Genomic DNA, 23,010 nt, shown 5'->3' on the forward strand with positions numbered 1-23,010 from the left:
GAGTACATGAAAATTCTCATCGTGGATGACGAAAATATCTCCAGAAATATTCTGCTTTCAAAAATGACGCATATGGGTACCTGCGTGGCCGTGACCAACGCCAAAGAGGCCCTGGCAGAACTTGACAAAGCAAAAGCGGAAAACCAACCCTTTAATGTCATCACCCTTGATGTATCCATGCCCGGCATGGGCGGTCAGGAACTTCTTGAACTCATCCGGAAAAAAGAGGATCAAAACAAAATCCCCAAAAAAGATCGGGTAAAAATTATAATGATAACCGCCCGAATGAATTTGGGCACAATCAATGCCTGCATCAGACGCGGCTGCAACGGGTACCTTACAAAACCGGTGAGCCAGGTCCAGTTGATCCAAAGTTTGTCCCAAATGGGCTTTGAGCCTGCCACCGCAGAAAAAAACAATGAAGAAAGCATGTCCCACAGTGCCGGTGTAGGAGAGATCATCAAGCGGTTTTATTCGGGAAAAATTATACTGCCGGTGTTCCCGAGTATTGTCAAGGAGATTGAGGAGCTGCTGGCCGGCAAAGACCCCTCTGTTGATGATCTGGCAAAAATTGTGGAAAAGGATCTGGTAATCTCAAGCAAACTTATTACTATTGCCAACTCCTCACTTTACAAAGGCCTGGATGATGTAAACAGCCTTAATGGCGCGCTGGTGAGGCTTGGCCTCAAACACACCCTGACCGTATGTTCGGCCCTTGCAACAAGAAACCTTTTTGATTCAGACGATCAAGCGCTTAAAACAGAAATGGACAAACTCTGGATTCACTCCTTTGCCGTAGCCACCCTGGCAAGACGCCTGGCCGAAGAAAAAGGGATTGATAACCTGGAAACCATTTACCTGATGGGTCTGGTCCATGATATCGGAAAAATGCTTTTGATGAAGGTCTTTGGGGACATGTATCCGGATGTTTGTATCACTAATGAGGATCTGCAACGTGCGATTCACGAAATCCACACCACCTTTGGCGGGGTTCTGCTTAAAAAAATGCACTTTTCCAAACAGATTATAAAAATTGCCGAATTTCACCACTGGGACCAGTTTGAAGAGAATACGGAGAAAGAATTGCTTGTGGTCAGCCTTGCTGATTCCCTGGCCAGGGAACTGGGGTTCCTCTTTTTTTATAATAAGAATGAAAATAATACCCCTGAATTTGAAGAAGGCGATCTTGCCCTGGAAACCAACGATGAATTTGAACTGGACCACGATCAAGTCATAAAGGACTTGTCCGGTCTGTCTGCACTAAAAATTCTGGGGCTGGATCCCGAAAAAGTTTTTTCAATCATTGAGCAAATCCATCCCATGATCAAGGAGACCTCCCGTGCATTCTGATTCCCGAACCGGGGCATCAGACATTGTAGGCCTTATTCCTTAAATAAGTTCTCCATTAAAAAGAGAAGCCCAGCCACCAAAACAATTTCGGTGGCTGGGCTTAATAACGTCAGTTGATTGACTTAAGCGCTATACTTAAGCGTTGTCAACAATCTGGTTCAGTGTTGCACTGGGTCTCATTGCAGCAGTTGTCTTGTCGAAATCGATTACATAGTAACCACCGATATCAACAGGGCTTCCCTGTGCAGCCAAAAGCTCATCATTGATTTTTTTCTCGTTTTCTTTCATGGCGGCAGCTACTTTTGCAAATCTTGCTTTCAAGGCTGCATCTTCATCCTGGGCGGCAAGTGCTTCTGCCCAGTACATTGCCAGATAGAAATGGCTGCCTCTGTTGTCAATTTCATTTACTTTACGAGAGGGAGACTTTCTTTCCACCAGAAACTTGGCATTGGCTTCGCCCAAAGCTTTGGCATATACTTTGGCTGTGGCGTTGCCTTTGTTTCCAATATAGTCCAGAGATTCGGCAAATGCCAGGAATTCACCCAAAGAATCCCATCTTAAATGCCCTTCTTCCAGAAATTGTTGGATGTGTTTTGGGGCAGATCCACCGGCGCCGGTTTCAAAAAGTCCGCCACCTGCCATCAAAGGAACGATGGAAAGCATTTTAGCACTGGTGCCAAGCTCAAGAATGGGGAACAAGTCTGTCAGATAATCTCTTAAAACATTACCAGTAGCACCAATGGTATCTTGTGACTTTCTTACACGACCGCAAGAATAGGCACACGCGTCAGTTGGGTCCATAATCTTAATTTCTAAACCGGATGTATCATGATCCGGCAGATATTTATTAACTTTTTTAATCAGTTCAGTATCGTGAGCTCTTTGTTTATCCAGCCAGAAAACAACCGGAAAACCCGTCAGCCGGCCACGATTAACAGCCAGTTTGATCCAGTCCTGAATGGGAGCATCTTTTACCTGACACATTCTGAAAACATCGCCTTCTTCAACAGGGCGTTCAAGCAGAACATTGCCGGCAGTATCCACAACTTTAACGGTTCCGGCAGTGGAGACTTCAAATGTTTTGTCATGTGATCCGTATTCTTCGGCCTTTTTTGCCATCAAACCAACATTTTGCACGGTTCCCATGGTTTTAGGGTCGAAAGCGCCGTTTTTCCTGCAGTCGTCAATAGCTGCCTGGAAAACACCGGCATAGGCTCTGTCAGGAATTAGGGCGAGGGTATCAGCAGCCTTTCCATCCGGTCCCCACATTTTTCCGGAATTACGGATCATTGCAGGCATGGAAGCGTCGATGATCACGTCACTTGACACGTGCAGGTTGGTGATGCCTTTATCGGAATTTACCATTGCCAGCGGCGGTCTTTTTGCACTACAGGCCTTGATATCTGCTTCAATTTCAGCTTTTTTATCTGCGGGTAAGGTCTCCAGTCTGGCGTAAAGATCGCCAAGACCCATGTTCGGATTCACACCAATTTCTTTGAACGTATCTGCATGTTTTTCAAAAACTTCCTGGAAAAAAACATAAACAATATGACCAAAAAAAATCGGATCGGAAACTTTCATCATTGTCGCTTTAAGATGGGCTGAAAATAGAACACCCCGATCTTTAGCTTCTTGAATCGCTTTAGCAACAAATGCACGCAGCGCCTTTTTGCTCATCACGCAAGCAGAAATAACTTCAGCAGGTTCCAGTGCAAGCTTTTCTTTGAGCACGGTTGTTGATCCGTCTTTACCAACCAGTTCGATATTAACGTCACATGCTTTTTCAACAGTTGTTGCAACCTCAGTTCCGTAATAATCACCTTCGGTCATTGAAGCAACGTCGGTTTTGGAGTCAGTAGACCAGGCACCCATACTGTGGGGATTTCTCTTAGCAAACTCTTTAACCGCAACAGCTGCTCTACGATCTGAGTTTCCTTCCCTTAAGACAGGGTTAGCTGCAGATCCCAGATTCTTTGCATATTGCTCTTTGATGGCAACTTCTTCGTCATTTTTGGGTTCATCGGGATAACTGGGAACATCATATCCCTTTTCCTGTAATTCTTTAATGGCACCTTTCAATTGAGGAACGGAAGCACTGATATTTGGAAGTTTGATAATATTAGCGTCCGGGACCATGGTAAGCTCGCCTAAAAATGCCAGATCATCGGACTGCTTTTGATCATCTTTCAAGCGGTCAGACCAATTAGCTGCGATTCTGCCCGCAAGAGAGATATCTCTTAGTTCGATTTCAATATCGGATCCTTTAAGATACGATTTAATAATGGGAAGCAAAGAATGAGTTGCTAGTAAGGGTGCTTCATCAGTTCTTGTCCATCTAATTGTTTCAGTCATGTTTATTCCTCTGTTGAAGTTTAGGTTTAAGACATCTAACACTATTATGTTAAGATAAAAGCCCGGTCAAATAATCCATTTTGAACTTAAGGCCTACCATCTTGCAAACACAAACGGCGAATTCACTGGCCATGAGCAATGTCCCCTTAACATAACAAACAATATTAAGGTTTCAATGGTCTGAATCAATTTATTTTTAAATAATTGTTCTTTAAAAAAAACAAACAAAAACTTTAATAGCATTCAACAAGGTGCAAATCAAGACTGTTATAGAAATTACTTCAAAATTTTGTATACAACACAAAGTTAGCGTGTTAAGGAAACTGTAGTACCCTATCGGTGTTGATTTAAACCCGGTCTTTAGTTTGTTTCCGGGTAATATATATGACACCCCAATATCGTTAATTTAAATTTTTTATGATGCCCATCTCCTACTTGCTTGGACATAATTAAGAAAGGAAGGTGAAAAAATGAAAATAGTTGTTCTTGATGGATATACGCTAAATCCGGGGGATCTTAGCTGGGAAAAATTTTCGGAATTTGGTGATTTACAAGTTTACGACAGAACAAACCCGGAAGACATCCAAAAACGAACGGCTGATGCTAATATTGTGTTGATAAATAAAACCGTGCTGACGGCCGAAGATATTGCGGCAATGAACAAGGTTGAGTATATCGGGGTTTTAGCAACAGGGGTGAATGTCGTCGACCTTGAATATACAAAAAAAGCGGGGATTACGGTGACCAACGTTCCGGGCTATTCCGGTTCTTCGTCAGCGCAAATGGTTTTTGCACTGATTCTGGAATTGACAAACAGAGTTGGACACCACAGTCAAACGGTGACAGACGGGAAATGGTCGGAATCAAAGGATTTCTGCTATTGGGATTATCCTTTGGTGGAATTGGAAGGCATTACCCTAGGTATTGTCGGTTATGGCGGTATCGGCAAAGCGGTAGCGCGACTCGGATTGGCTTTCGGGATGAATATTCTGATCTACAACCGTTCTGTTCCCCCTGATCTTCCCGAGGGAATCACCTATTCGGATCTGGATAATCTGATCAAATCCAGCGATATCATATCCCTGCATTGTCCGTTGACGCCCCAGACAAAAGGAATGATTAATAAGGATACCCTGGCTCAAATGAAAAAAACAGCCTATTTGGTCAACACCTCCCGGGGACCGCTGATTGTGGAAAACGACTTGGCTTCCTTTTTAAATGAAGGTCGTATTGCCGGGGCTGCAATGGATGTTCTTGAGAAAGAACCCCCGGAGAAGTCCTGCCCGTTGCTAACGGCTAAAAACTGTTACATTACGCCCCATTTTGCCTGGGCAACGCTTGCATCAAGGGAAAGACTGATGTCCATAGCCGTTGAAAATATAAAAAGCTATCTGGCAGGAAAACCTCAAAATTTAGTTCCCAGAAAATAAAAGGTATTCATCGTTTCCTTCACCGTTTTTAAATCTCGATAATATTCGAAGCGCGACCCAGGAAAAACATATTTAAATATGTTTTCTGGACCGCGCTTTGATTACGAATAAAATTCGGCACAAAATTTGTAGCATTTATTTTTATTGAACTTGGTCTCCCTCGAGATTTTAACATATACCCGCATTCCCCCCTTTTTGCCCCCGGCTTTTCGCCTATTGGACCTTTGATGCAACGAAGTAGATGGGCCAAAAGGCAAGCTATTTCGTTCAAGCTAGTTAATCTGCGGTCCTTATCGACCTTCCTCTGGGTTCTTTACGACATCACATGCATTTTTTGCTGAATAATTACATTTCAATTTATTTTTTATCAACACACCCGTCTAAAATGTTCAAAAGGGTGTTTATAAAATACCAATAAACACAGCACTAATGTTAAAAACATATAAATACTGTGTTTAGAACATGTTTAAAACATATCAAAAACCATATCAAATAATGATCTTAGAACTGTTCAAAAAAAGCATCTGTGTGTTGAAAAACAGGTTAAAAAAATGTTGAAAACTCAAAACAGTATCAGTCCGGATTCCTGGCCTCTTAATAAAAAGCGTACAATGACGGATCATTTTCTTTAACAAACAATTTCATATTGACAGAACATAAGCTTATAAGTAAGTTTTACTCACCTTGTTTCCTGCATATAAACCTTTACCCTTGGACATAAAAAAACTGCTGCCGGTATTTCAGACATCATTTTCAACGGAGTTAAACCATGACCCAACTCAAAAAAATCGCAGCAACAATTAACAATGCCATCAAAAACGGAATCCAGAGCCTCAACGAAGACCGGGCAAAAAAAATATTAAAACAACTGGGACTGCCCGTAGTACAGGAAATACGGCTGGAAGCCATTGAAGATATCCATGGGGCCGCCCAAACTGTCGGGTACCCTGTTGTACTCAAAGGTATTGCAAAACAGATGTTGCATAAAACCGAAGCCGGCATGGTGGAAGTGGGCATCACCCATGAGGCACATTTAAAGGAAGCGGCCCAAAAGATGAAATCCCGTGCGGGTGACAGTTTTGACGCATTCCTGATCCAACCCCTGATCCAGGGTAAAAGGGAATTTACCGCAGGCATGTTTAAAGACCCCCAGTTTGGTCCGGTGATTATGTTCGGGGTGGGTGGTGTGCTAACCGAAGCGTTAAAGGACATAGTTTTGCGGCTTGCCCCATTATCCGATGCAGACCTTGACGACATGCTGAATAACCTGAGATCCAAGGCCCTTCTGGGGTCATTCAGGGGGGAGGCGGCTGTAAACCGCACAACACTTAAATCCGTGCTCCGGGGTCTGTCTGACATAGCCATGGCCTGCCCGGGAATCCGCGAAATTGATATCAACCCTTTGATTATCAGTCCGGACGGGTCACCCGTGGCAGTTGACGGGCTGATGATTCTTGAAAACTGTGAAAACTGTGAAAACTGTGACACCCATGTGCATCAAAAAATTGATTCCAAAGGCTTATACACCACCTTTTATCCCAAAACCATTGCCTTTATCGGCGCCTCTGCAGTTCCGGGCAAATGGGGTCACATACTGCCCACAAACGCCTATGCCGGGGGGTTCAAAGGCGAAATTTTTCTGATTAATCCCAAGGGCGGCACGATTATGGGCCGGGATGTTTACAAAACCATTGATGACATAAAAGGCGATGTGGACCTGGCTGTGGTAACCGTGCCTGCAAGCCGGGTAATAGACCTGATACCTGCCCTGGAAAAAAAACATGTCAAAGGCATGGTGCTGATCACCAGCGGATTCAGGGAGGTTGGGTATCAGGGTAGACAGCTTGAAGATCAGATCATGGCAGCAGCCGAAAAAGCCGGTATCCTGGTCATCGGCCCCAACACCATGGGGCTGTGCAATCCCCATGCATCACTTTACGTTTGCGGAGCCAATGCCCATCCTCTTCCCGGCTCCACTGCCCTTGTGTCCCAGTCGGGCAATCTTGGCACCCAGCTTCTGGCCTTTGCCGAGCAACAGGGCATCGGCATCCGGGTATTTGTAGGCTCAGGTAACGAAGCCATGATCACCATTGAAGATTATATGCAGGCCCTTGAACCTGATGACCTGACCCGCACGGTGGTGCTGTATATCGAAAGCGTGAAAGATGGGCGCCGATTTTTTGAATCTGCCTCCCGGCTGTCAAAAACCAAACCCGTGGTGATGCTCAAGGGCGGAAGAACCCAGGTGGGGGAAAAGGCTGCCTCCAGCCATACCGGGGCCATGGCTTCGGATGCAGGGGTGTTTAATGCGGCCTGCACCCAGGCTGGCATCATCCAGGTGGAGCAGCCCATGGAACTTTTAGATATGTCCACCGTATTTTCATCCCTGCCCATGCCTAAGGGAGGACGTGTGGCCATCATGACCCTGGGCGGCGGATGGGGTGTGGTCACCACAGACCTTTGTGCAGAATACGGACTTGGGGTGCCAAAACTGTCCAAAGAAATCATTGAACGGCTTAATAACTGCCTGCCGGACTTCTGGAGTCATGACAACCCTGTGGATATTGTGGGCGAAGGAGACCCGGAAATACCCAAGATATGCCTGGAGGAACTTTTAAAATGGGATGGGTGTGATGCGGTAATTCACTTGGGCATTCACGGCAGACGCATCCTGGTTAATGCCATGGCAAAGGCCGTGCTCAAAACAGATCCCGATATAACAAAGGAAACAACAGACCTCTTTATGGCAGGCCTTCGCAAGAATGAAGATGACTATACCCGATATACCGTTGAAATGACACAGAAATACAAAAAGCCTGTGGTCGGTGTCAGCCTTTTAACCGATGAATTGAGCCGCACCCTTTACCGTTATGACGATCTGGATTATAAGGGGGTATTTTTTCCTTCGCCGGAACGTGCTGTCAAGGCTCTGGCCGGAATGGTCCGGTACAGAAAATGGCTTGATTCGACAGGAATCCATAAATAAATAACAGAAAATCAGGAGAGACTTATGAACAAAAAAGTTACCACTTCCAGCCTGATGAAGATGAAACAAGAGGGCAAAAAAATCACCGCCCTTACCGCCTATGACTATCCTTCCGCCGCCATGGTGGACCGTGCTGGAATCGATATTATCCTCGTGGGCGATTCCGTCGGCATGACAGTCCAGGGCTGGGACACCACCCTGCCCGTGACCATGGATGAAATGATTTATCATACAAAACTTGTGACCCGAGCCTGCACAAGATCCCTGGTGGTAGGTGACATGCCCTTCATGTCCTACCAGAGCGGCCTGGATAAAGCCGTTGAAAATGCCGGACGGTTTTTAAAGGAAGCCGGTGCCACAGCTGTAAAACTTGAAGGCGGTGCTGATGTCTGTCCTGCTATTTCAGCCATGGCAAAAGCGGGGATACCTGTCCAGGCTCACATTGGTCTGACACCCCAGTCCGTACATCAAATGGGGGGGTTCAAGGTGCAGCGGGATGAAGAACGTCTGCTTAAGGACGCCAGGGACGTTGAGGCAGCCGGGGCGTTTTCCGTAGTTCTGGAAGGTATTCCCGCTCCCATTGCCCAAAAAATAACCCAGTCCCTGACCATTCCCACCATCGGCATAGGTGCCGGTCCCTCTTGCGACGGCCAAATTCTGGTGTTCCACGACATGCTGGGTATCAATGACGGATTTATACCCAAATTCGTAAAAAAATATGTGGATATCGCGGCCCTGGCAAACCAGGGGCTTGCTGAATATATTAAAGAGGTTCAAGAGGGCAGTTTTCCCTCCCAGAAGCATTCATACAAATAGAATAATGAATACTCCCAAACATAAATTTTCCGTAATCGGCTGTGGACGGGTGGGGATTTGTCTGGCCACATTCCTCTTTAAAAAAGCGTATGAACCTGTAGGTTTTTTCAGCAAAAGCAGGAGTTCGGCTCAGGCCGCCAGGACAGCAGCCGGATGCGGTACCGTGTTTGATACGGCTGCAGACTGTGCCCGGGCCGGGGATATTGTTTTTATCACCACCCCTGACGGTGTCATAGAGTCTGTCTGCGGTGATCTTGTACAACAAAACGCCCTGGGACCGAAAACCATGGTGTTTCACCTGTCAGGCGCCCATTCTTCAGAAATTCTTGCCCAGGCAAAACAGGCCGGTGCGGTTGTGGGCTCCATCCATCCCCTGCAGTCCTTTGCTCCTTATGAACCGGGACAGGCAAGCCCCTTTGAGGGAATCAATATATCTGTTGAAGGGGACCCGGATGCCGTTTCCCAGGGAAAGGATATTGCTGCAACTCTTGGTGCCAAGGCCTTTGCCATCCCAACGGAATCCAAAACCCTTTACCATGCCTCGGCTGTGGTGGCATCCAACTACCTTGTCACTCTGGTACGGTTTGCTCTGACCCTTTTAATGGAAACAGGGCTTCGGGAAGATGTGGCATTTGAAATTTTATCGCCCCTGATCCAGGGCACCCTTTCCAATATAGGTTCCAGGGGCTGCACCCGTGCCTTGACAGGCCCTGTGGCCCGAGGGGATCATGAAACAGTGTCACGGCATATGGCTGATATTGACGAAAAAATACCGGAATTTTCAGCCCTCTACCGCCTACTGGGCACCCATACCCTGGATATAGCCAAAGCCGGGGAAGGACTGACTGAAGAAGCGGAACAAACACTATCCAAACTTTTTGAAATGTAAAACGATCACCCCATCTTCTGTTTATAACCACGGAAGACACGGAAAGTTTAAGCGCAAAACCCAATCTATATTTTCGGGTGACTGCCAAAGTTTATCAGTAATCAAACTCATTTCCGTGCTTTCCGTGCTTCAAACTAATAAATACCTATATTTTATGAAGAATCAGCGGCTCACGTCCTTCTGCCGCCAATTCCTGGTTGGCCTGTTCCAGAAGTGATTTTGAAGAAATCACGGAAATACCCTTGGCAGAATCATCCCGGAAAAAATACCTACCTGCCGTTTCCACGACCTTTTGCTTGTCCATAGCCAGCAGAGCATCCTTAAACCCTTTGCGAATCTCATCGGATAACTTAGTAATCTGGCGATAAAAAGCTTTCATGGCAGAAGGTGCGGGTGTTTCGGGTTTATCAATGTCCGAGCAGACCTGAAGAATGGCTTCTTTTACGTCTGTCCCGGTGAACCGTCCCTGGGTAATAAAATCACAGGCATCTGCGTAAACATCCAGAGTTCGTTTGATATGGGGGTCACGGTAGGAACCAAATGAAAAAATACCCTCTTCCATGTTGTACAGGGCAAATCCGCCGTATGCCCCGCCTTTTTCCCTGATTTCCCGATGCAGGAACAGGGACCGCAAAAGCTTGGCAATAATGGACAGGGCCGGTGCGTCTTCATGGGATATACGCACTGCGTTAAAGGACTGCCCCACAAAAGAAACGGCTGTATTGGTCATCCAGCCGTCATAGGGCCGCAGGGTATCTGTTTTTATCTGTGGTGTATGAAAGGCCGGACTGCTGCCGTTGGGAAGGTTGTCGTATATTTTTTCAATGTGCTTATCTGCCTGGACCATGGACGAAACAGACCCGATAACAGCAGGTTTAAAATTATCTTTTCTCATGACGGCGACAGCCATGGCAGAAAGGTCTTTTTCCAGTTCAGCCAGGGCTTGGGCGCCTGTTTTTTCATTATTCACCCTGGCGGTAAGCGCCTTGATCCGGGTGTACTGGGCAATGCCGTGCCACAGTTCATTTATGCCAGCAGCCATTGACAGGTGCCGGGCAGACAGGGTTATGGCATACTTGTGCCCGGACCCGACAATAGAGGCTTCAAGACCTGCCTGATATTGTAGAAGAAGGCTTTTGAGCCGGTCGTGATCATTGAATCCACCATCATTTATATATTCATCCACCATATCAAAAAGATGGTCAATATTCCGGTCCAGGGCTTTTCCCTGCAACGCCAGAAAGGAATGCCCGTCTCCCTTCCGGTCAAAATGGGTACCGGAAAAAGGGGACATTGAAATGCCGCCGGTATAAAGATCCATACGTTCGGCCATCTGCACATAGGAAGAACTTTTTGTGCCTGCATTCGTAAAGGCCCGTGCGAAAAAAGGCAGCATGGGGAAAAGATCCGGTGCAATGTTTCCGGCACCTGTCGGGCAGGTAAAGTAGAGGATGCCCGAAGTGGCTTTATTAAAGGCGGTGGCGCAGGTGATGCCCCTGATGGTATCGGGATGAACGATTTCAATCTCAGGGGGCACATCTTCAAGGGCAAGGGTAGGCAGCACATCCAGGTTTTCTTCTGTTTCCTGAAGTTCTTTCAAGGCTGCCGCATCCGTTTTGATCTGCGCCAGTTCAGCCTCCCCCAGGGATTTTTGAATTTTTTCAAGTTCATGGCGTACCTTTTCGGCCTGGCGGGCTTCAAGACCTTCATCCGGGACAAGGGTAAACAGCAGCCTGTGGGGATTATCCAGAAAATACCGGCGAATTCGGCCTTCCAGGAAGGGGCCTTTGGCCAGCTCTTCCTCCAGTTTTTTCAAATCACTGTCAATGTTGATGGCAGTTACGGGATCGCCTTCATGAATTATGATCGAAGCAACACCCACAAGCAGTTTGATCCCATACGGGTATGGTGTATTGGTGATCTCCTTGCGGGAAAATTCGATCTGATGAATGGCAGAATCAATTAAATGTTTTTCAATGCCTTTTGTGGCAAGAGTTTCAAGGGTGCTGAGAACAATGTTCTCCACTTGGGGGACTGCAGATACTTCAATATCTTTCAGCCCGCAAACAAACATGGTGTCCCGGTTATCTGAATCAAACCCTGTACCATCACACAGGGCAGAACCCAGGGCGCTGTCAATGAGTGCTTTTCTTAAAGGAGATGCTGCATTTCCAAGGAGAATCTGTTCAAGCACTGCCATAACCAGCATTTCAAAATGATCTGCGATATCAGGCGTCAGCCAAGCCACACATCCCTGGTATTTGGTGGCGATATTACTGGTGTCTGAGTAGGCATATGCCTGTGTCATGGTTTTAGGAGCCTGCCACCGGGGCTGGGAAGGTACCCGGGTGTCCATGTCAAGAAAATCAAATCGGGAGAGCACTTTTTCTTCAATAAAGCCTAAGCTCTCTTCCAGGGGCAAATTCCCATACGTATAAAAATAACTGTTGGACGGATGATAGTACCTTGCGTGAAATGCCTTAAGACCCTCGTGGGTGAGTTTTGGAATGTCTGCGGGTTCGCCGCCTGAATTATTGGCATAGGTGGTATCCGGGTAAAGCCCTTGAAGCAGCGCCCGGGACATGACCTGCCCAGGTGAAGACATAGCACCTTTCATTTCATTGTAAACCACCCCTTTATATACCAGTTCCGGTTTCCCGTTTTCACCTGGTTCCAATTCAAGCCGATGGCCTTCCTGTTTAAAACTCAAATCATCAATATCCGGAAAAAACGCCGCATCCAGATAAACATCCATCAGGTTATAATAATCTTTTTTATTCTGGGTGGAAAAAGGATACATGGTCCAGTCTGATGCAGTGAATGCATTCATGAAAGTGGACAGGCTTCGTTTAAGCATGGAAAAAAAAGGATCCCGGACCTTGTATTTTTCGGACCCGCACAACACGGTATGCTCAAGAATATGGGCAACCCCTGTGGAATCCGTGGGCACGGTTCTGAAAAATACCCCAAAAGTGTTTTCCTTATCCTCATTGGCAATGTGAATATGGACAGCTTTTGTCTTTTCGTGGACCAATTGGATGAGATGGGCGTTGATTGCAGGCAGGGGCGATACCTGTTGAATTCTGTAGCCGCTGATGGTCTGCCCGGGTGTAAATGCATTCTGATTCATATATTTTCCTGTCAAAAGTTTTCCTTAACCGTCTTAGGGCATGGGCCTTGTTTCGCATATTTTTATGGGGTTACGAATTCGAGTGTAATCCATAGCTTAATAGTAAAAAGCTTTGGGGAAGCTAAATTATTTTGTATATTCCCCGGCTGACCCGTTGGATTTTTTTTATTTTATCCAGCCTGAAAATTATATTTCTTAATTTTTTATCGTCAAAACCTGTGGCTGCCTTAATGGTCTTAAAATTAGTGCCTTCCGGATGATTGCCGATGATACTCAGCACAATGGAAGATGCACTTTTTTTCCTTGGCGTCCGGCCTTTATTTTTCTGTCTGCTCGATGGATGATCCTGATAAATTAATTGTTCTAGCTTGTCAAGCCTTTTATGGATATTAGTAAGATCTTCTTTAGTTGGAATATCCAGACGATGGAGAAGCATTTTAATAAAGTTCTCCCAATTGTTGCTGAATTCTGTGGGTTCCATATCTCAATCCTTCTTAAAACTTAGGTTTTACAGTCTCTTAAAACTTAAAAAAAGACCGGTATATCCTGTTTAACGCTTATCTATTAATTTAGTCATAGTAATTTTATTTAAGGTGTTTATTCGTGCTTCAAGTCACTTTTTTAATATGATATTCTAAAAATTACTTCTTAAATCTATCAAAGTCAAGTAGGCCATATCTAAATAAGTAAAAAAAGTATCTGGCAGAAGGTGTTAAATTTTATGGAAATTAATAAAAAACTGTGATTTACTGGTATTTACTTTAAAAATTTCAAAGGAAAACTGCTACTGTCAATCTTTTATTCTTTTTCCAAGATAAAAATATATGACATATTGCGTTCTAAAAATGAACAGCCAAAAAACGGAGAGCAAATAAGGGAATGACGCATCCTGGTGAGTTATTAAAGAAAAACAGTTTATATGCCGGAAAGGAATTGGGCCAGAATTTTTTGTCCAACCCCGCGACAGCCCAGATGATTGTGGATAGAACCGGCGTTGATAAAGAGATGATCGTGCTTGAAATAGGTCCGGGATTAGGGGCAATCACCCTGCCTTTGGCAAGGGCCTGCAAGCAGGTTGTGGCCGTTGAAAAAGACCGCCGTATCATTCCTCTGCTTGAAGAAGAACTAGCCAATGAGGGAATCAGAAATGTTACCATTATCAATCAGGACATTTTAAAAACAGATATCAGGGAGCTTGCAGGAACGAAAAAACTGGTGGTGATCGGGAATCTACCATACAATATTTCATCCCAGATCCTTTTTCAACTGATTACAATCCGGCAGGTTGTAACACGCGCGTTTCTGATGTTTCAAAAAGAGCTTGCCGAACGCCTTCTTTCACCAGCCGGTAATAGGAACTATTCAAGGCTTGCTGCGGTGGTTCAGTATGCATCAAAAATAGAACGGGTTGCAGATATCCGGCCCAATAATTTTTTTCCAAGGCCGGACGTAAATTCCACGGTCCTGCGCTTTGATTTTTTTGAAACCAAAGGCATGGGAAAAGAGGACGAGATCCTGCTGTTCAGCGTAATCAAGGCCGCATTTTCCAAACGAAGAAAAACGCTTCACAATGCCATGGCTGACGGCGAACTGGGCTTAACAAAAGAAATTGTGGGTATTGCCCTTGAAAATGCGGGTATTGACCCCTCACGGCGGGCTGAAACCCTAAATGTACAGGAGTTTATAGATCTGTCAAAAGCGGTGGGGAAAGTTAGCACCAATGAATCATGATTGAACTAAGGATTTCAATAGATAAGCTGATTGACATTGTTCGCCAGGGTGGCCAGGTTAAAACCGGAGTGGATGTGTATGACAGCAACGGCACCCTGCTTTTAGCCAAAAATGTGATGGTGAATAAGACAAAGCCGCTTAAATTTCTTCGTAACAACGGACTTCGGCATGTTCCGGTGGCAAGCAATGGGGGCGTGTTTGACGCATCTGGTAATAAAATAGAGCTGGGATCTGCCGACATGCCCCATCCGTTGCCTGATTCATTTTTATATCCGGAACCCATCAAAACTCAAAACGTAACCGACCGGCTCAAAGAAATCCTGGAACTGCGCAGGCTTGCCGAATCCATAAGTATCAAAGCCCAGGCCATCATAAAAAATGCCGTGAACCAGATCCGGCAGACACAGGGAGAGTTTGATGTGGATGCCGTATCAAAGCAGGCATCGGAACTTGCATCATTTGCCGAACATAAGAACCACCCCTTTGCATACACGCCAAGGGAGTGGTTTTTCTATGATGACTATTTTTACAACCATGCCACCAATGTCTGCGCCTTGGGTTCCCAGGTGTTGCACCGGTTCAACAGCGCTTTTTCAAAGATAATGGAAAAATCACTCTGGTCATCACCAGCACTTGCGGGCAATGGATCCTCCGGAATGTTTTCCTATTACTACCCCGAGGAGATAGATGAAATGTCCTTTGGCTTGTTCATCTATGATCTGGGAAAATCCATGGTGCCGGAAAATCTTTTAAACAAGACATCTGCCCTGAGCAAAGATGAAACCGAACTGCTGCGCAGGCACGCCAGTGATTTTGGATTTATGGTTATTGAAAAAAATCATCTGAGCAGTACTGTGCTCAGCAACATGATCCGGTATCATCATGGGCCACTATATGAGGAAGAACCTGGGTGTTATCCTCTGGGGCTGGAGTGTGGAATGATGCCGCCCTATGTCAGAATATGCAAACTGATGGACATCTATGACGCCATGATTTCCAAACGGTGCTATCAGGATGCCGTTAACCAGGTTACTGCCGTCACCGGCCTGTTCCGCAGTTATGTGCACAAAGATCCCATCTTGCAGTTTATTCTCCATGCGTTTGTTAAAACCGTTGGACTCTATCCACCGGGCAGCATTGTTTTTCTTAAAAATGGACAGATGGCCTATGTCCTTGAAAACGAGGGCCCCCTTGTCCTTCCTTTTACAGACAAAAACCAAGTTCCATTGACATCCGGACCGGATCCTTTTAACGCCGGAAAACAGACCGGCGTCCTTGCCATTGACAGTGACAGAAGCATCAGGCAACCCAAAAAAATATGGGACTGTTTGCCTGCTTTTATCAGGGAAATTGCCCTGCCCAAGGATCAGGTGGCAGCTGCCGTTGCCGCAATTTCAACTATATAATCCTGCTTGTTACGGCTTAAAAAGTGCTGATACACTTTCTCCTGTATGAATATGCTTGATGGCCCGGGCAAAAAGCGGTGCCACGGACAAGGATTTAAGCTGGGGAAACTGTTTTTCTGCAGGGATATGCACCGTGTTGGTGACCACAATTCCAGATATGACGGTTTGACTTAAATTTTCCACAGCCTGGCCGCAAAGCACCGGATGGGTTGCACCAACATAAATATTATCCGCGCCTGCCCGTCTCAAGGTATCAACCGTGCTCACCAAGGTTCCCCCTGTGGATATTTCATCGTCAAAAACAATGGCATCCAAACCCTTTACATGACCCACAACCAATCCCTGCTCAACATCTGAATCGCTGAGTCGACGTTTGTCAATGATAGCAAGGGAGGTATTCAGACGATTGGCAAACCGGCCGGCTCTTTTAGCCCCGCCGGCATCCGTGGCCACAACCACAACCTTTGACAGATCCAAAAGCGCTGCAAAATAATCACATATTGTGGGCATGGCTGTTAAATGATCTACGGGAATGCTGAAAAATCCATGCACGGCATCAGCGTGCAGATCCATAGTCAACACCCGGTCTGCTCCGGCAGTTTTTAAAAGATCCGCCACCAGACGGGCAGTAATGGAAATTCTTGGGGCATCTTTTTTATCGGACCTGGCATAAGAATAATAGGGAATGACAGCTGTAATCCGTTTGGCAGATGCGCTACGCAAGGCATCCAGGGTAATCATCAGCTCCATGAGATGATCACTGACAGGTGTGGTTAAAGACTGGACCACAAATATATCATCTTCTCTAACACTTTCCTTAATCTGAACAAATAAATTGTCATTTGAAAACCGGGACGTTTTCATAGAACTTAAGGGAATTCCGATATGCCTACAGATTTTTGTTGCCAGATCCGGATTGGATCCACCGGAAAATATTTTTAAATCGTCTGTCATTTTAATTTTCCTGAAGGGAGTTTTAATTCGGGTTTTTTAATACCAGTTTACAGATTAAGAAACAAGAGATTGGGAAATAAGAAACAAGCATATATTTTTTGTTACTGGATGAATATATTAAGTGTTATTTTAAAAAAAGAGAATAGTAATAACAATCAAGACTTAAATGTTTATAATTGAATTAATTGTATGATATTATTTATTATTATTTTGTTTTTTATGTTTAAAATTTGGAATAAAAAATTTTCAAAACTACAAGGTATTGAAAGCCTATTTTTTAAGGGCTCATAAAACAGGCTTTTTGAACATTTTTTTAGAAGGTTTGCATCAACGCCCTGATACCCTTTAAATTCGGGTATTCCAGTCATCTAAACCTTTTTTAAAAAAAAATTATAAAAAAGGGTGTCAATAACTTTAAGAATATTCGTATTTTAAGGCAAAAAGCCCTATACGAACTGACTGCAACAACCCAACAGCAAGGAGGATAAATTATGGACGGACAATTGAATTGGTTTAAAGGCGGCCTTTTATTGGGAGCCGCATTTCTTCTGGCGGTGGCCTTCGTGAACCCCATCGGAGTATCCACCCAGTTTGTCATTGCCGACGGTATTATTTGGAATCTGTTTTCCGACACGGTCATTCAGAAAGATACAGCAAACAAATCAGGATATGCCAGCCCCAATGCATATTTGAATAAAAGTGGCGGGAAATACGCCAAAAATGTTGCAAAGCCTTTGAACTACAGTTTTGTATTTGTCATTGCCATGGTCATTGGTGCCTTTCTCTCGGCACGATTGGGCGGACCACACCCAACGACCCAGGACCGCATTGCCCCTGAGCCCTGGCGAACCCGTTTTGGACAAAACCCTGTGCCGCGGTATGTAACTGTATTTTTAGCCGGTGTGCTGGTTCTTTTCGGGGCACGTCTGGCCGGCGGGTGTACCAGTGGACATATGATGAGCGGCATGATGCAAACATCTTTGAGCGGATATCTGTTCGCCCTTGGCACATTTGCCGCAGCCGTTCCCATTGCTGTACTTGTTTACAAAAGAATATAGGAGGTAACCCATGACTATTTTTCTTGCCATCATACTCGGTATTTTTTTTGGATTTGCGCTGCAACGGGTGGGTGCTACCAATCCGGCAAACATTATCAACATGCTGCGCCTGACCGATCTACACTTGATGAAAGCCATCTTTTTTGCCATTGGCCTCAGTTCAACCCTATTATTTGTACTTATGAGTATCGGTGTCATCGATCCGGGACATCTTTCCGTTAAAAGCAGTTACGTTGGCGTGATTGTCGGCGGGGCTATTATGGGAGTCGGGTTTGCCGTGGCCGGTTACTGCCCGGGCACGGGATTGACAGCCCTTGCCGATGGCCGTAAAGATGCCCTTTTTTTCGTGTGTGGCGGGCTTTTAGGCGCCCTGATTTACACGTTGGTATACGGCAGTATTAAAAATACCTGGTTGTTTAATAACATAGCAGGCGGCAAAGTTATGCTGGCCACAGGTTCGGATACGTTTCAAGCACTTTTACCCGCCATTCCGGGTACCCTGTTGGCAGTCGGCATTGGGATCGCTTTTATGATCATCGCATGGATTCTACCAAAAAAAGTATAATTTTGACTTGAACGCAAAAAATTATTTTTGGGGCCAGCTGAATAGCGGAGCCCATGTTGACAAAATAGCCTATATGCAAAATTTGCCTATGGGCTATTTTTCGTTGAAACAAATATTTTTTAAATTTGGGGAATGTCCAAGAGGATGGATAATATATTAAGTATTATTTTAAAAAGAATAATAGTAATAATAACCAAGTATCAAATGTTTATAACTGTTTTAATTATTTGATATCATTGAGTATTACTTTATTTTTCCTGTTGATAATTTGGAATAAAAGATTTTTAAAAATATAAGGTATTGAAAGCCTATTTTTCAAAGGTCCATAAAGCAGGCTTTTTAAACAATATATTGTCAAGATTGAATCCAATCCCTGATACCCTTTAAATTCGATGCATTCCAGTCATCTGACCTCCTTTTCTCGATGAATTTTAAAAACAGGGTGTCAATAACTTTGATAATTTTCATGATTAAATTTGGTAAGTAGTTGTAGTGACAATGAATAATTCAATTCTGGTTCTGTTTATACGTTTCTATAAATCATATATCATGAATACCACCGACACCTTGAGTTGATCTGCTCAATTTTATGTTTCATCCCCCCAATAACAAAAGAAGTCAACGCCTTTTCAATATTGGCTTAGGAGTCCTTAAATACCGTTATGTTGCGAGTGGGCTTAACTTCTTGAATTTAAAAAATATCCGAACAATGCTCGTGCAAGTTGATATCTCCTTATAATTAAATAGGTTACGACGAATTTGTAAAATCCGGAAAAACGACTGGCTACATAATTTTTTTCAACGTTTTTAGCCTCTATGATCAAAATTATAGTTCATATGACAAGGCTAAAGCCCTTTCGCTATTAGAGCCTATGAACAAGCAGAAAGCGGCTGGGTAGAATTTTTTAAATAGGGCGGGGTCCCGCTGGGTCAGGCGGGGTAAAACTAGCAACATAAAAAACTCGCTACATAAATACCGGTACGTTCACCCCAGGAAAAATCGAATTGGTTGGAATTGTAAATATCGAACTCCACTTTAAGTATGTGGACAAAAATAATTTTTGTTTTATCTTGCTTTGCAATAAATCATTGTTGTTGTTTTAATTTGCATAGCATAGCAAGGATATCAGATGGAACGTACGGGTAGAAAATTTGTTTCTCCAATTGAGCCGTTGGCATTAAAATGGCTGTCACTTATTGAATTTTCGGATGAAGAGTCAAACCGTACTAAACTCAGGGCTCAAGCAATCCGATTGAGTAACTCTGGGTATAGTATCAATCAGATTTCACAAATATGTTTGACTACTCAGGAAACAGTTTCGAAGTGGATCGATGGGTGGGAAAAATATCAATTTGACTCTTTAATTGATAAACCACGTCCTGGAAGAACACCACTGATCCCTGGTGAGAAGCATGATGAAGTTATTGATATTGTAAAGAAAAATCCAAAACAACTTAAAAGTGCCATTACTGAGATAGAGGAAGTATTTGGTGAAAAAATCAGCGTAAAAACCCTGAAGCGGATTATAAAAAAAAACTGCGTTGGTGCCGGGGACGGAAATCTCTCAAAAGCAAGCGCAATGAGGATGAGTTCAGGGAAGCGCAAAAAGGGATCGAAATTTTGAAACACGAAGATGATGCAGATGTCATTGATTTGCATTATTTTGATGAATCCGGCTTTACCGGGGTGCCTGATGTTCCATATGCCTGGCAGGATGGAGATGAGCAGCTTTTGCTTCCGACTGGAAAAACTTCAAGAATCAATGTATTGGGATTCTTGAGTAGACAGAATGACTTCTTTCCTTATGTTTTTGATTGCCCGGTCACTTCAGATATTGTAGTGGCTTGCTTTGATGCTTTTTCACTTTCCATAGCAAAAAGAACCATCGTTGTTCTGGATAACGCTCCAATACATCATAGCGCCATTTTTAAGGATCAAATTGAAAAATGGGAAGAAAGAGGACTTTTTCTTTATTTTATCCCCAAATATTCACCAGAACTGAATTTGATTGAAATTTTATGGAAACATATCAAGTATTTTTGGTTATCGCCCTCAGCTTATAAAGGATTCAAATTTTTGAAGGCAGAATTGGACAATATATTGGCAAATGTCGGCAAGGAATTTAGGATCTCATTTTCTTAATATAGATTTATTTTTGTCTATCTGCTTAAAAGGCTTTCCCTGGCAACATCAAAAATCTCTCAATAATATTTCAACTATCCCTTCCTGTTTCAAAATAATAATAGATCAGCCTTCATATCATCAATGAAGTGGGCTTGACCTTATATGTACCCTGATAATTTTTCAGGGAAAGATAAAAAAGCACTTGACACTTAGTTTACTAATCGTTAGCTTGCTAATTAAAAAAATAAAAGAAAAACAAAATTATGAAATATGAAGATTTAGATAGACCTTTAATGCATCTTTTCATGCACATAGGAAAACTGCTAAATGATAGGTTAAGAAGTGCTCTTGGCGAAGGCGGAATTCATTTTGGGCAGGTCAGAGTTCTTGTTTCATTGATGCGGCACAGTGAATTGACCCAAAGAATGGTCGGGCAAGGGCTGGACATCAAACCCGCGACGGTCACCAATATGGTGAAAAAAATGGATAAGTCCGGGCTGATTGACCGAAAACGAGACATAAATGATGATAGAATCATAAACGTCACTCTAACTTCAAAAGGGAAAGAGGCCGCCAATTTCGCCCTAACCGTGATGGAGCAGATTGAAGATGAGATCCGCTCAGAACTTTCCCAACGAAAAATCGATGGATTGCATCCTCCCCTTGAAAGGGTCCGCAACACCCTTGGCGGCTCTGATCCAAGTATATAAGGGACTCAGATAGAAAACATTTTAAATTTTCAATAACTGCCACGGGCAGACCATATTCTGACCTCGGTCCGCCCACAACGAAGCATGAAATATTGTTAGGCACACCTACTCTTTGATATAAAACATGACCCATAAGATTAGATATCTAAATATTTAACATCTAATAGAATTGGAGGAAAGCAATGACCATAAAAAAAATTACAGGATGTATCGGTTGCGGCACCTGTGTAGAAACATGTCCCACCGATGTCATCCGCCAAGACCCAAAGACGAAAAAAGCGTTCATCGCGTATCCGGCTGACTGCCAGATATGTCACTTGTGCCGGATGTACTGTCCGGTGGATGCAATCACCATTTCACCGGAGAAATCTATTCCGGTTGTGGTTTCATGGGGGTAAAAATGAACACCTATATTACGAGCCGTTTTTTCAGACAGATATTGCTGGCGTTTACCGGAATGCCGCTGCTGATTTGGGCCATGGGTAATTTTCCGGAGCGTTCGGTGTTGAAAGACTCTCTTTCTGTTATAACGGTTCTGGCCTTTTGCCAGATGATTGGACAGTTTTTTTGGACAAGGATGAATGGAACCGCTGTTAAACAGCTTAAGATGATTCGATTGATAAAATACCATAAAATCATGGGGTATACCTTGGTCTTCCTTCTGTTGCTCCATCCGATCTGCCTGGTGGTTCCACGGTTTTTTGAGTCGGGGATTTCCCCGGTTGACGCGTTTATCACCCTCATCACAACCATGAACCAGGGGGTTGTGATGGGTATCATTGCATGGTGTTTGATGCTGGTATTGGGAATTACCTCGTTTGCCCGGGAAAAGTTACCCATGAAGTACAAAACCTGGCGGGTTTTCCATGGCATTCTGGCATTGCTGTTTATTGCTGTTGCCGCATGGCACGCCATTGATCTTGGCCGCCATTTTAACCTTTCCATGTCAATTTTAATTCTATTGGGTAAACCTCCACCTCCGGTGGAGGACTCGAAAAGTTTGACAGTTCCGGGAGTTGAAAATAAACAACCTTCCTTAAGTTAGCCGCTCAAAGCTATTAAAGGAAGGTTGTATGAAAGATTATAAAAGTTTAAAGCATTCAAAGTGGTATTGCAAGTATCATGTGGTTTGGATTCCAAAATATCGGAAGAAAGTTATTTACGGGCAATTACGTCGGGAACTGGGGTCAATACTACATGGTTTGGCAAAACAAAAAGAATGCGAGATCGAAGAAGGACATTTGATGACAGACCATGTTCATATGCTGATCTCCATTCCACCCAAATTTGCCGTGGCTCAGGTAGTTGGGTTCATCAAGGGGAAAAGTGCTATTCAGATAGCACGTCAGTTTTGTGGTAAAAAAAGGAACTATAATGGTGAAAAATTTTGGGCCAGAGGTTATTTTGCATCAACAGTAGGAATCGACGAACAAATTGTTCGAGCATATATCCGGCATCAAGAAAAAGAGGATCAACGTTGCGAACAGATGAACTTGTTTGATTAAACC

General features: G+C 44.0%; 19 protein-coding genes. 15 read left to right on the forward strand and 4 right to left on the reverse strand.

Features of this window, described 5'->3' with window-relative positions:
• The first annotated feature begins 6 nt into the window (after positions 1-6).
• Positions 7-1,350: an HDOD domain-containing protein gene (locus EYB58_RS06355; RefSeq protein ID WP_111954058.1), complete on the forward strand. Its 1,344-nt coding sequence runs from the start codon at positions 7-9 to the stop codon at positions 1,348-1,350.
• Positions 1,351-1,485: 135 nt separating this feature from the next.
• On the opposite strand, the gene EYB58_RS06360 is transcribed toward EYB58_RS06355, so the two are convergent.
• Positions 1,486-3,702 carry an NADP-dependent isocitrate dehydrogenase gene (locus EYB58_RS06360; protein ID WP_111954060.1) on the reverse strand — a complete coding sequence of 739 codons (2,217 nt, stop codon included), beginning with the start codon at positions 3,700-3,702 and terminating at the stop codon, positions 1,486-1,488.
• A gap of 470 nt (positions 3,703-4,172) precedes the next feature.
• Between EYB58_RS06360 and EYB58_RS06365 the strand changes: the two genes are divergently transcribed.
• The 4 genes from EYB58_RS06365 to EYB58_RS06380 all read left to right on the forward strand — a co-directional run bounded on the left by EYB58_RS06365 (position 4,173) and on the right by EYB58_RS06380 (position 9,823).
• Positions 4,173-5,132, forward strand: a complete 960-nt coding sequence (locus EYB58_RS06365; RefSeq protein WP_111954062.1) for a D-2-hydroxyacid dehydrogenase — start codon at positions 4,173-4,175, stop codon at positions 5,130-5,132.
• A gap of 769 nt (positions 5,133-5,901) precedes the next feature.
• Complete coding sequence (locus tag EYB58_RS06370) at positions 5,902-8,118, forward strand: acetate--CoA ligase family protein (protein WP_111954064.1); 2,217 nt, start codon at positions 5,902-5,904, stop codon at positions 8,116-8,118.
• A 24-nt stretch (positions 8,119-8,142) separates the two neighbouring features.
• On the forward strand, positions 8,143-8,934 hold the full coding sequence (gene panB, locus EYB58_RS06375; protein WP_111954066.1) for a 3-methyl-2-oxobutanoate hydroxymethyltransferase: 792 nt from the start codon (positions 8,143-8,145) through the stop codon (positions 8,932-8,934).
• 4 nt (positions 8,935-8,938) lie between these two features.
• Positions 8,939-9,823 (forward strand): Rossmann-like and DUF2520 domain-containing protein, encoded by an 885-nt coding sequence (locus EYB58_RS06380; RefSeq protein ID WP_111954068.1) that lies wholly within the window; start codon positions 8,939-8,941, stop codon positions 9,821-9,823.
• Between the two features lie 145 nt (positions 9,824-9,968).
• Here EYB58_RS06380 and EYB58_RS06385 read toward each other — a convergent pair whose 3' ends face one another.
• Entirely contained in the window at positions 9,969-12,953 is a 2,985-nt protein-coding gene (locus EYB58_RS06385; RefSeq protein WP_111954070.1) for an insulinase family protein, read from the reverse strand.
• A 121-nt stretch (positions 12,954-13,074) separates the two neighbouring features.
• The gene (locus EYB58_RS06390; RefSeq protein ID WP_111954072.1) at positions 13,075-13,434 is read right to left on the reverse strand and encodes a hypothetical protein; all 360 of its coding nucleotides are present in this window, start codon (positions 13,432-13,434) and stop codon (positions 13,075-13,077) included.
• A 398-nt stretch (positions 13,435-13,832) separates the two neighbouring features.
• Between EYB58_RS06390 and rsmA the strand changes: the two genes are divergently transcribed.
• Together rsmA and EYB58_RS06400 are read left to right on the forward strand one after the other, a co-directional pair.
• The gene (rsmA, locus tag EYB58_RS06395) at positions 13,833-14,684 is read left to right on the forward strand and encodes a 16S rRNA (adenine(1518)-N(6)/adenine(1519)-N(6))-dimethyltransferase RsmA (protein WP_111954074.1); all 852 of its coding nucleotides are present in this window, start codon (positions 13,833-13,835) and stop codon (positions 14,682-14,684) included.
• On the forward strand, positions 14,681-16,090 hold the full coding sequence (locus EYB58_RS06400) for an HD-GYP domain-containing protein (protein WP_111954076.1): 1,410 nt from the start codon (positions 14,681-14,683) through the stop codon (positions 16,088-16,090). The genes rsmA and EYB58_RS06400 overlap by 4 nt, the downstream gene beginning before the upstream one ends.
• Before the next feature lie 9 nt (positions 16,091-16,099).
• Here EYB58_RS06400 and EYB58_RS06405 read toward each other — a convergent pair whose 3' ends face one another.
• Positions 16,100-17,044, reverse strand: a complete 945-nt coding sequence (locus EYB58_RS06405; protein WP_111954078.1) for a ribose-phosphate diphosphokinase — start codon at positions 17,042-17,044, stop codon at positions 16,100-16,102.
• A gap of 491 nt (positions 17,045-17,535) precedes the next feature.
• On the opposite strand from EYB58_RS06405, the gene EYB58_RS06410 reads away from it, so the two are divergent.
• From EYB58_RS06410 to tnpA, 8 genes are all read left to right on the forward strand, one after another.
• Positions 17,536-18,102 carry a YeeE/YedE thiosulfate transporter family protein gene (locus EYB58_RS06410; protein WP_111954080.1) on the forward strand — a complete coding sequence of 189 codons (567 nt, stop codon included), beginning with the start codon at positions 17,536-17,538 and terminating at the stop codon, positions 18,100-18,102.
• A gap of 10 nt (positions 18,103-18,112) precedes the next feature.
• Complete coding sequence (locus tag EYB58_RS06415) at positions 18,113-18,667, forward strand: DUF6691 family protein (protein WP_111954082.1); 555 nt, start codon at positions 18,113-18,115, stop codon at positions 18,665-18,667.
• A 1,130-nt stretch (positions 18,668-19,797) separates the two neighbouring features.
• Positions 19,798-20,292 carry a helix-turn-helix domain-containing protein gene (locus EYB58_RS23860; protein ID WP_242637578.1) on the forward strand — a complete coding sequence of 165 codons (495 nt, stop codon included), beginning with the start codon at positions 19,798-19,800 and terminating at the stop codon, positions 20,290-20,292.
• Positions 20,205-20,810 carry an IS630 family transposase gene (locus EYB58_RS23865; RefSeq protein WP_242637646.1) on the forward strand — a complete coding sequence of 202 codons (606 nt, stop codon included), beginning with the start codon at positions 20,205-20,207 and terminating at the stop codon, positions 20,808-20,810. Before EYB58_RS23860 ends, EYB58_RS23865 begins: the two co-directional genes overlap by 88 nt.
• 245 nt (positions 20,811-21,055) lie before the next feature.
• Complete coding sequence (locus EYB58_RS06425) at positions 21,056-21,502, forward strand: MarR family winged helix-turn-helix transcriptional regulator (protein ID WP_111954084.1); 447 nt, start codon at positions 21,056-21,058, stop codon at positions 21,500-21,502.
• Positions 21,503-21,684: 182 nt separating this feature from the next.
• Positions 21,685-21,900, forward strand: coding sequence for a 4Fe-4S dicluster domain-containing protein (locus EYB58_RS06430; RefSeq protein WP_111954086.1), 216 nt, complete (start codon positions 21,685-21,687; stop codon positions 21,898-21,900).
• A 2-nt stretch (positions 21,901-21,902) separates the two neighbouring features.
• Positions 21,903-22,547: a ferric reductase-like transmembrane domain-containing protein gene (locus tag EYB58_RS06435; protein ID WP_111954088.1), complete on the forward strand. Its 645-nt coding sequence runs from the start codon at positions 21,903-21,905 to the stop codon at positions 22,545-22,547.
• Positions 22,548-22,575: 28 nt separating this feature from the next.
• A complete protein-coding gene (tnpA, locus tag EYB58_RS06440; protein WP_131071982.1) occupies positions 22,576-23,007 on the forward strand; it encodes an IS200/IS605 family transposase in 432 nt (143 codons plus the stop codon).
• The last annotated feature ends 3 nt before the right edge of the window (positions 23,008-23,010 follow it).

It is taken from the genome of Desulfobacter hydrogenophilus (assembly GCF_004319545.1).
Classification (GTDB): domain Bacteria; phylum Desulfobacterota; class Desulfobacteria; order Desulfobacterales; family Desulfobacteraceae; genus Desulfobacter; species Desulfobacter hydrogenophilus.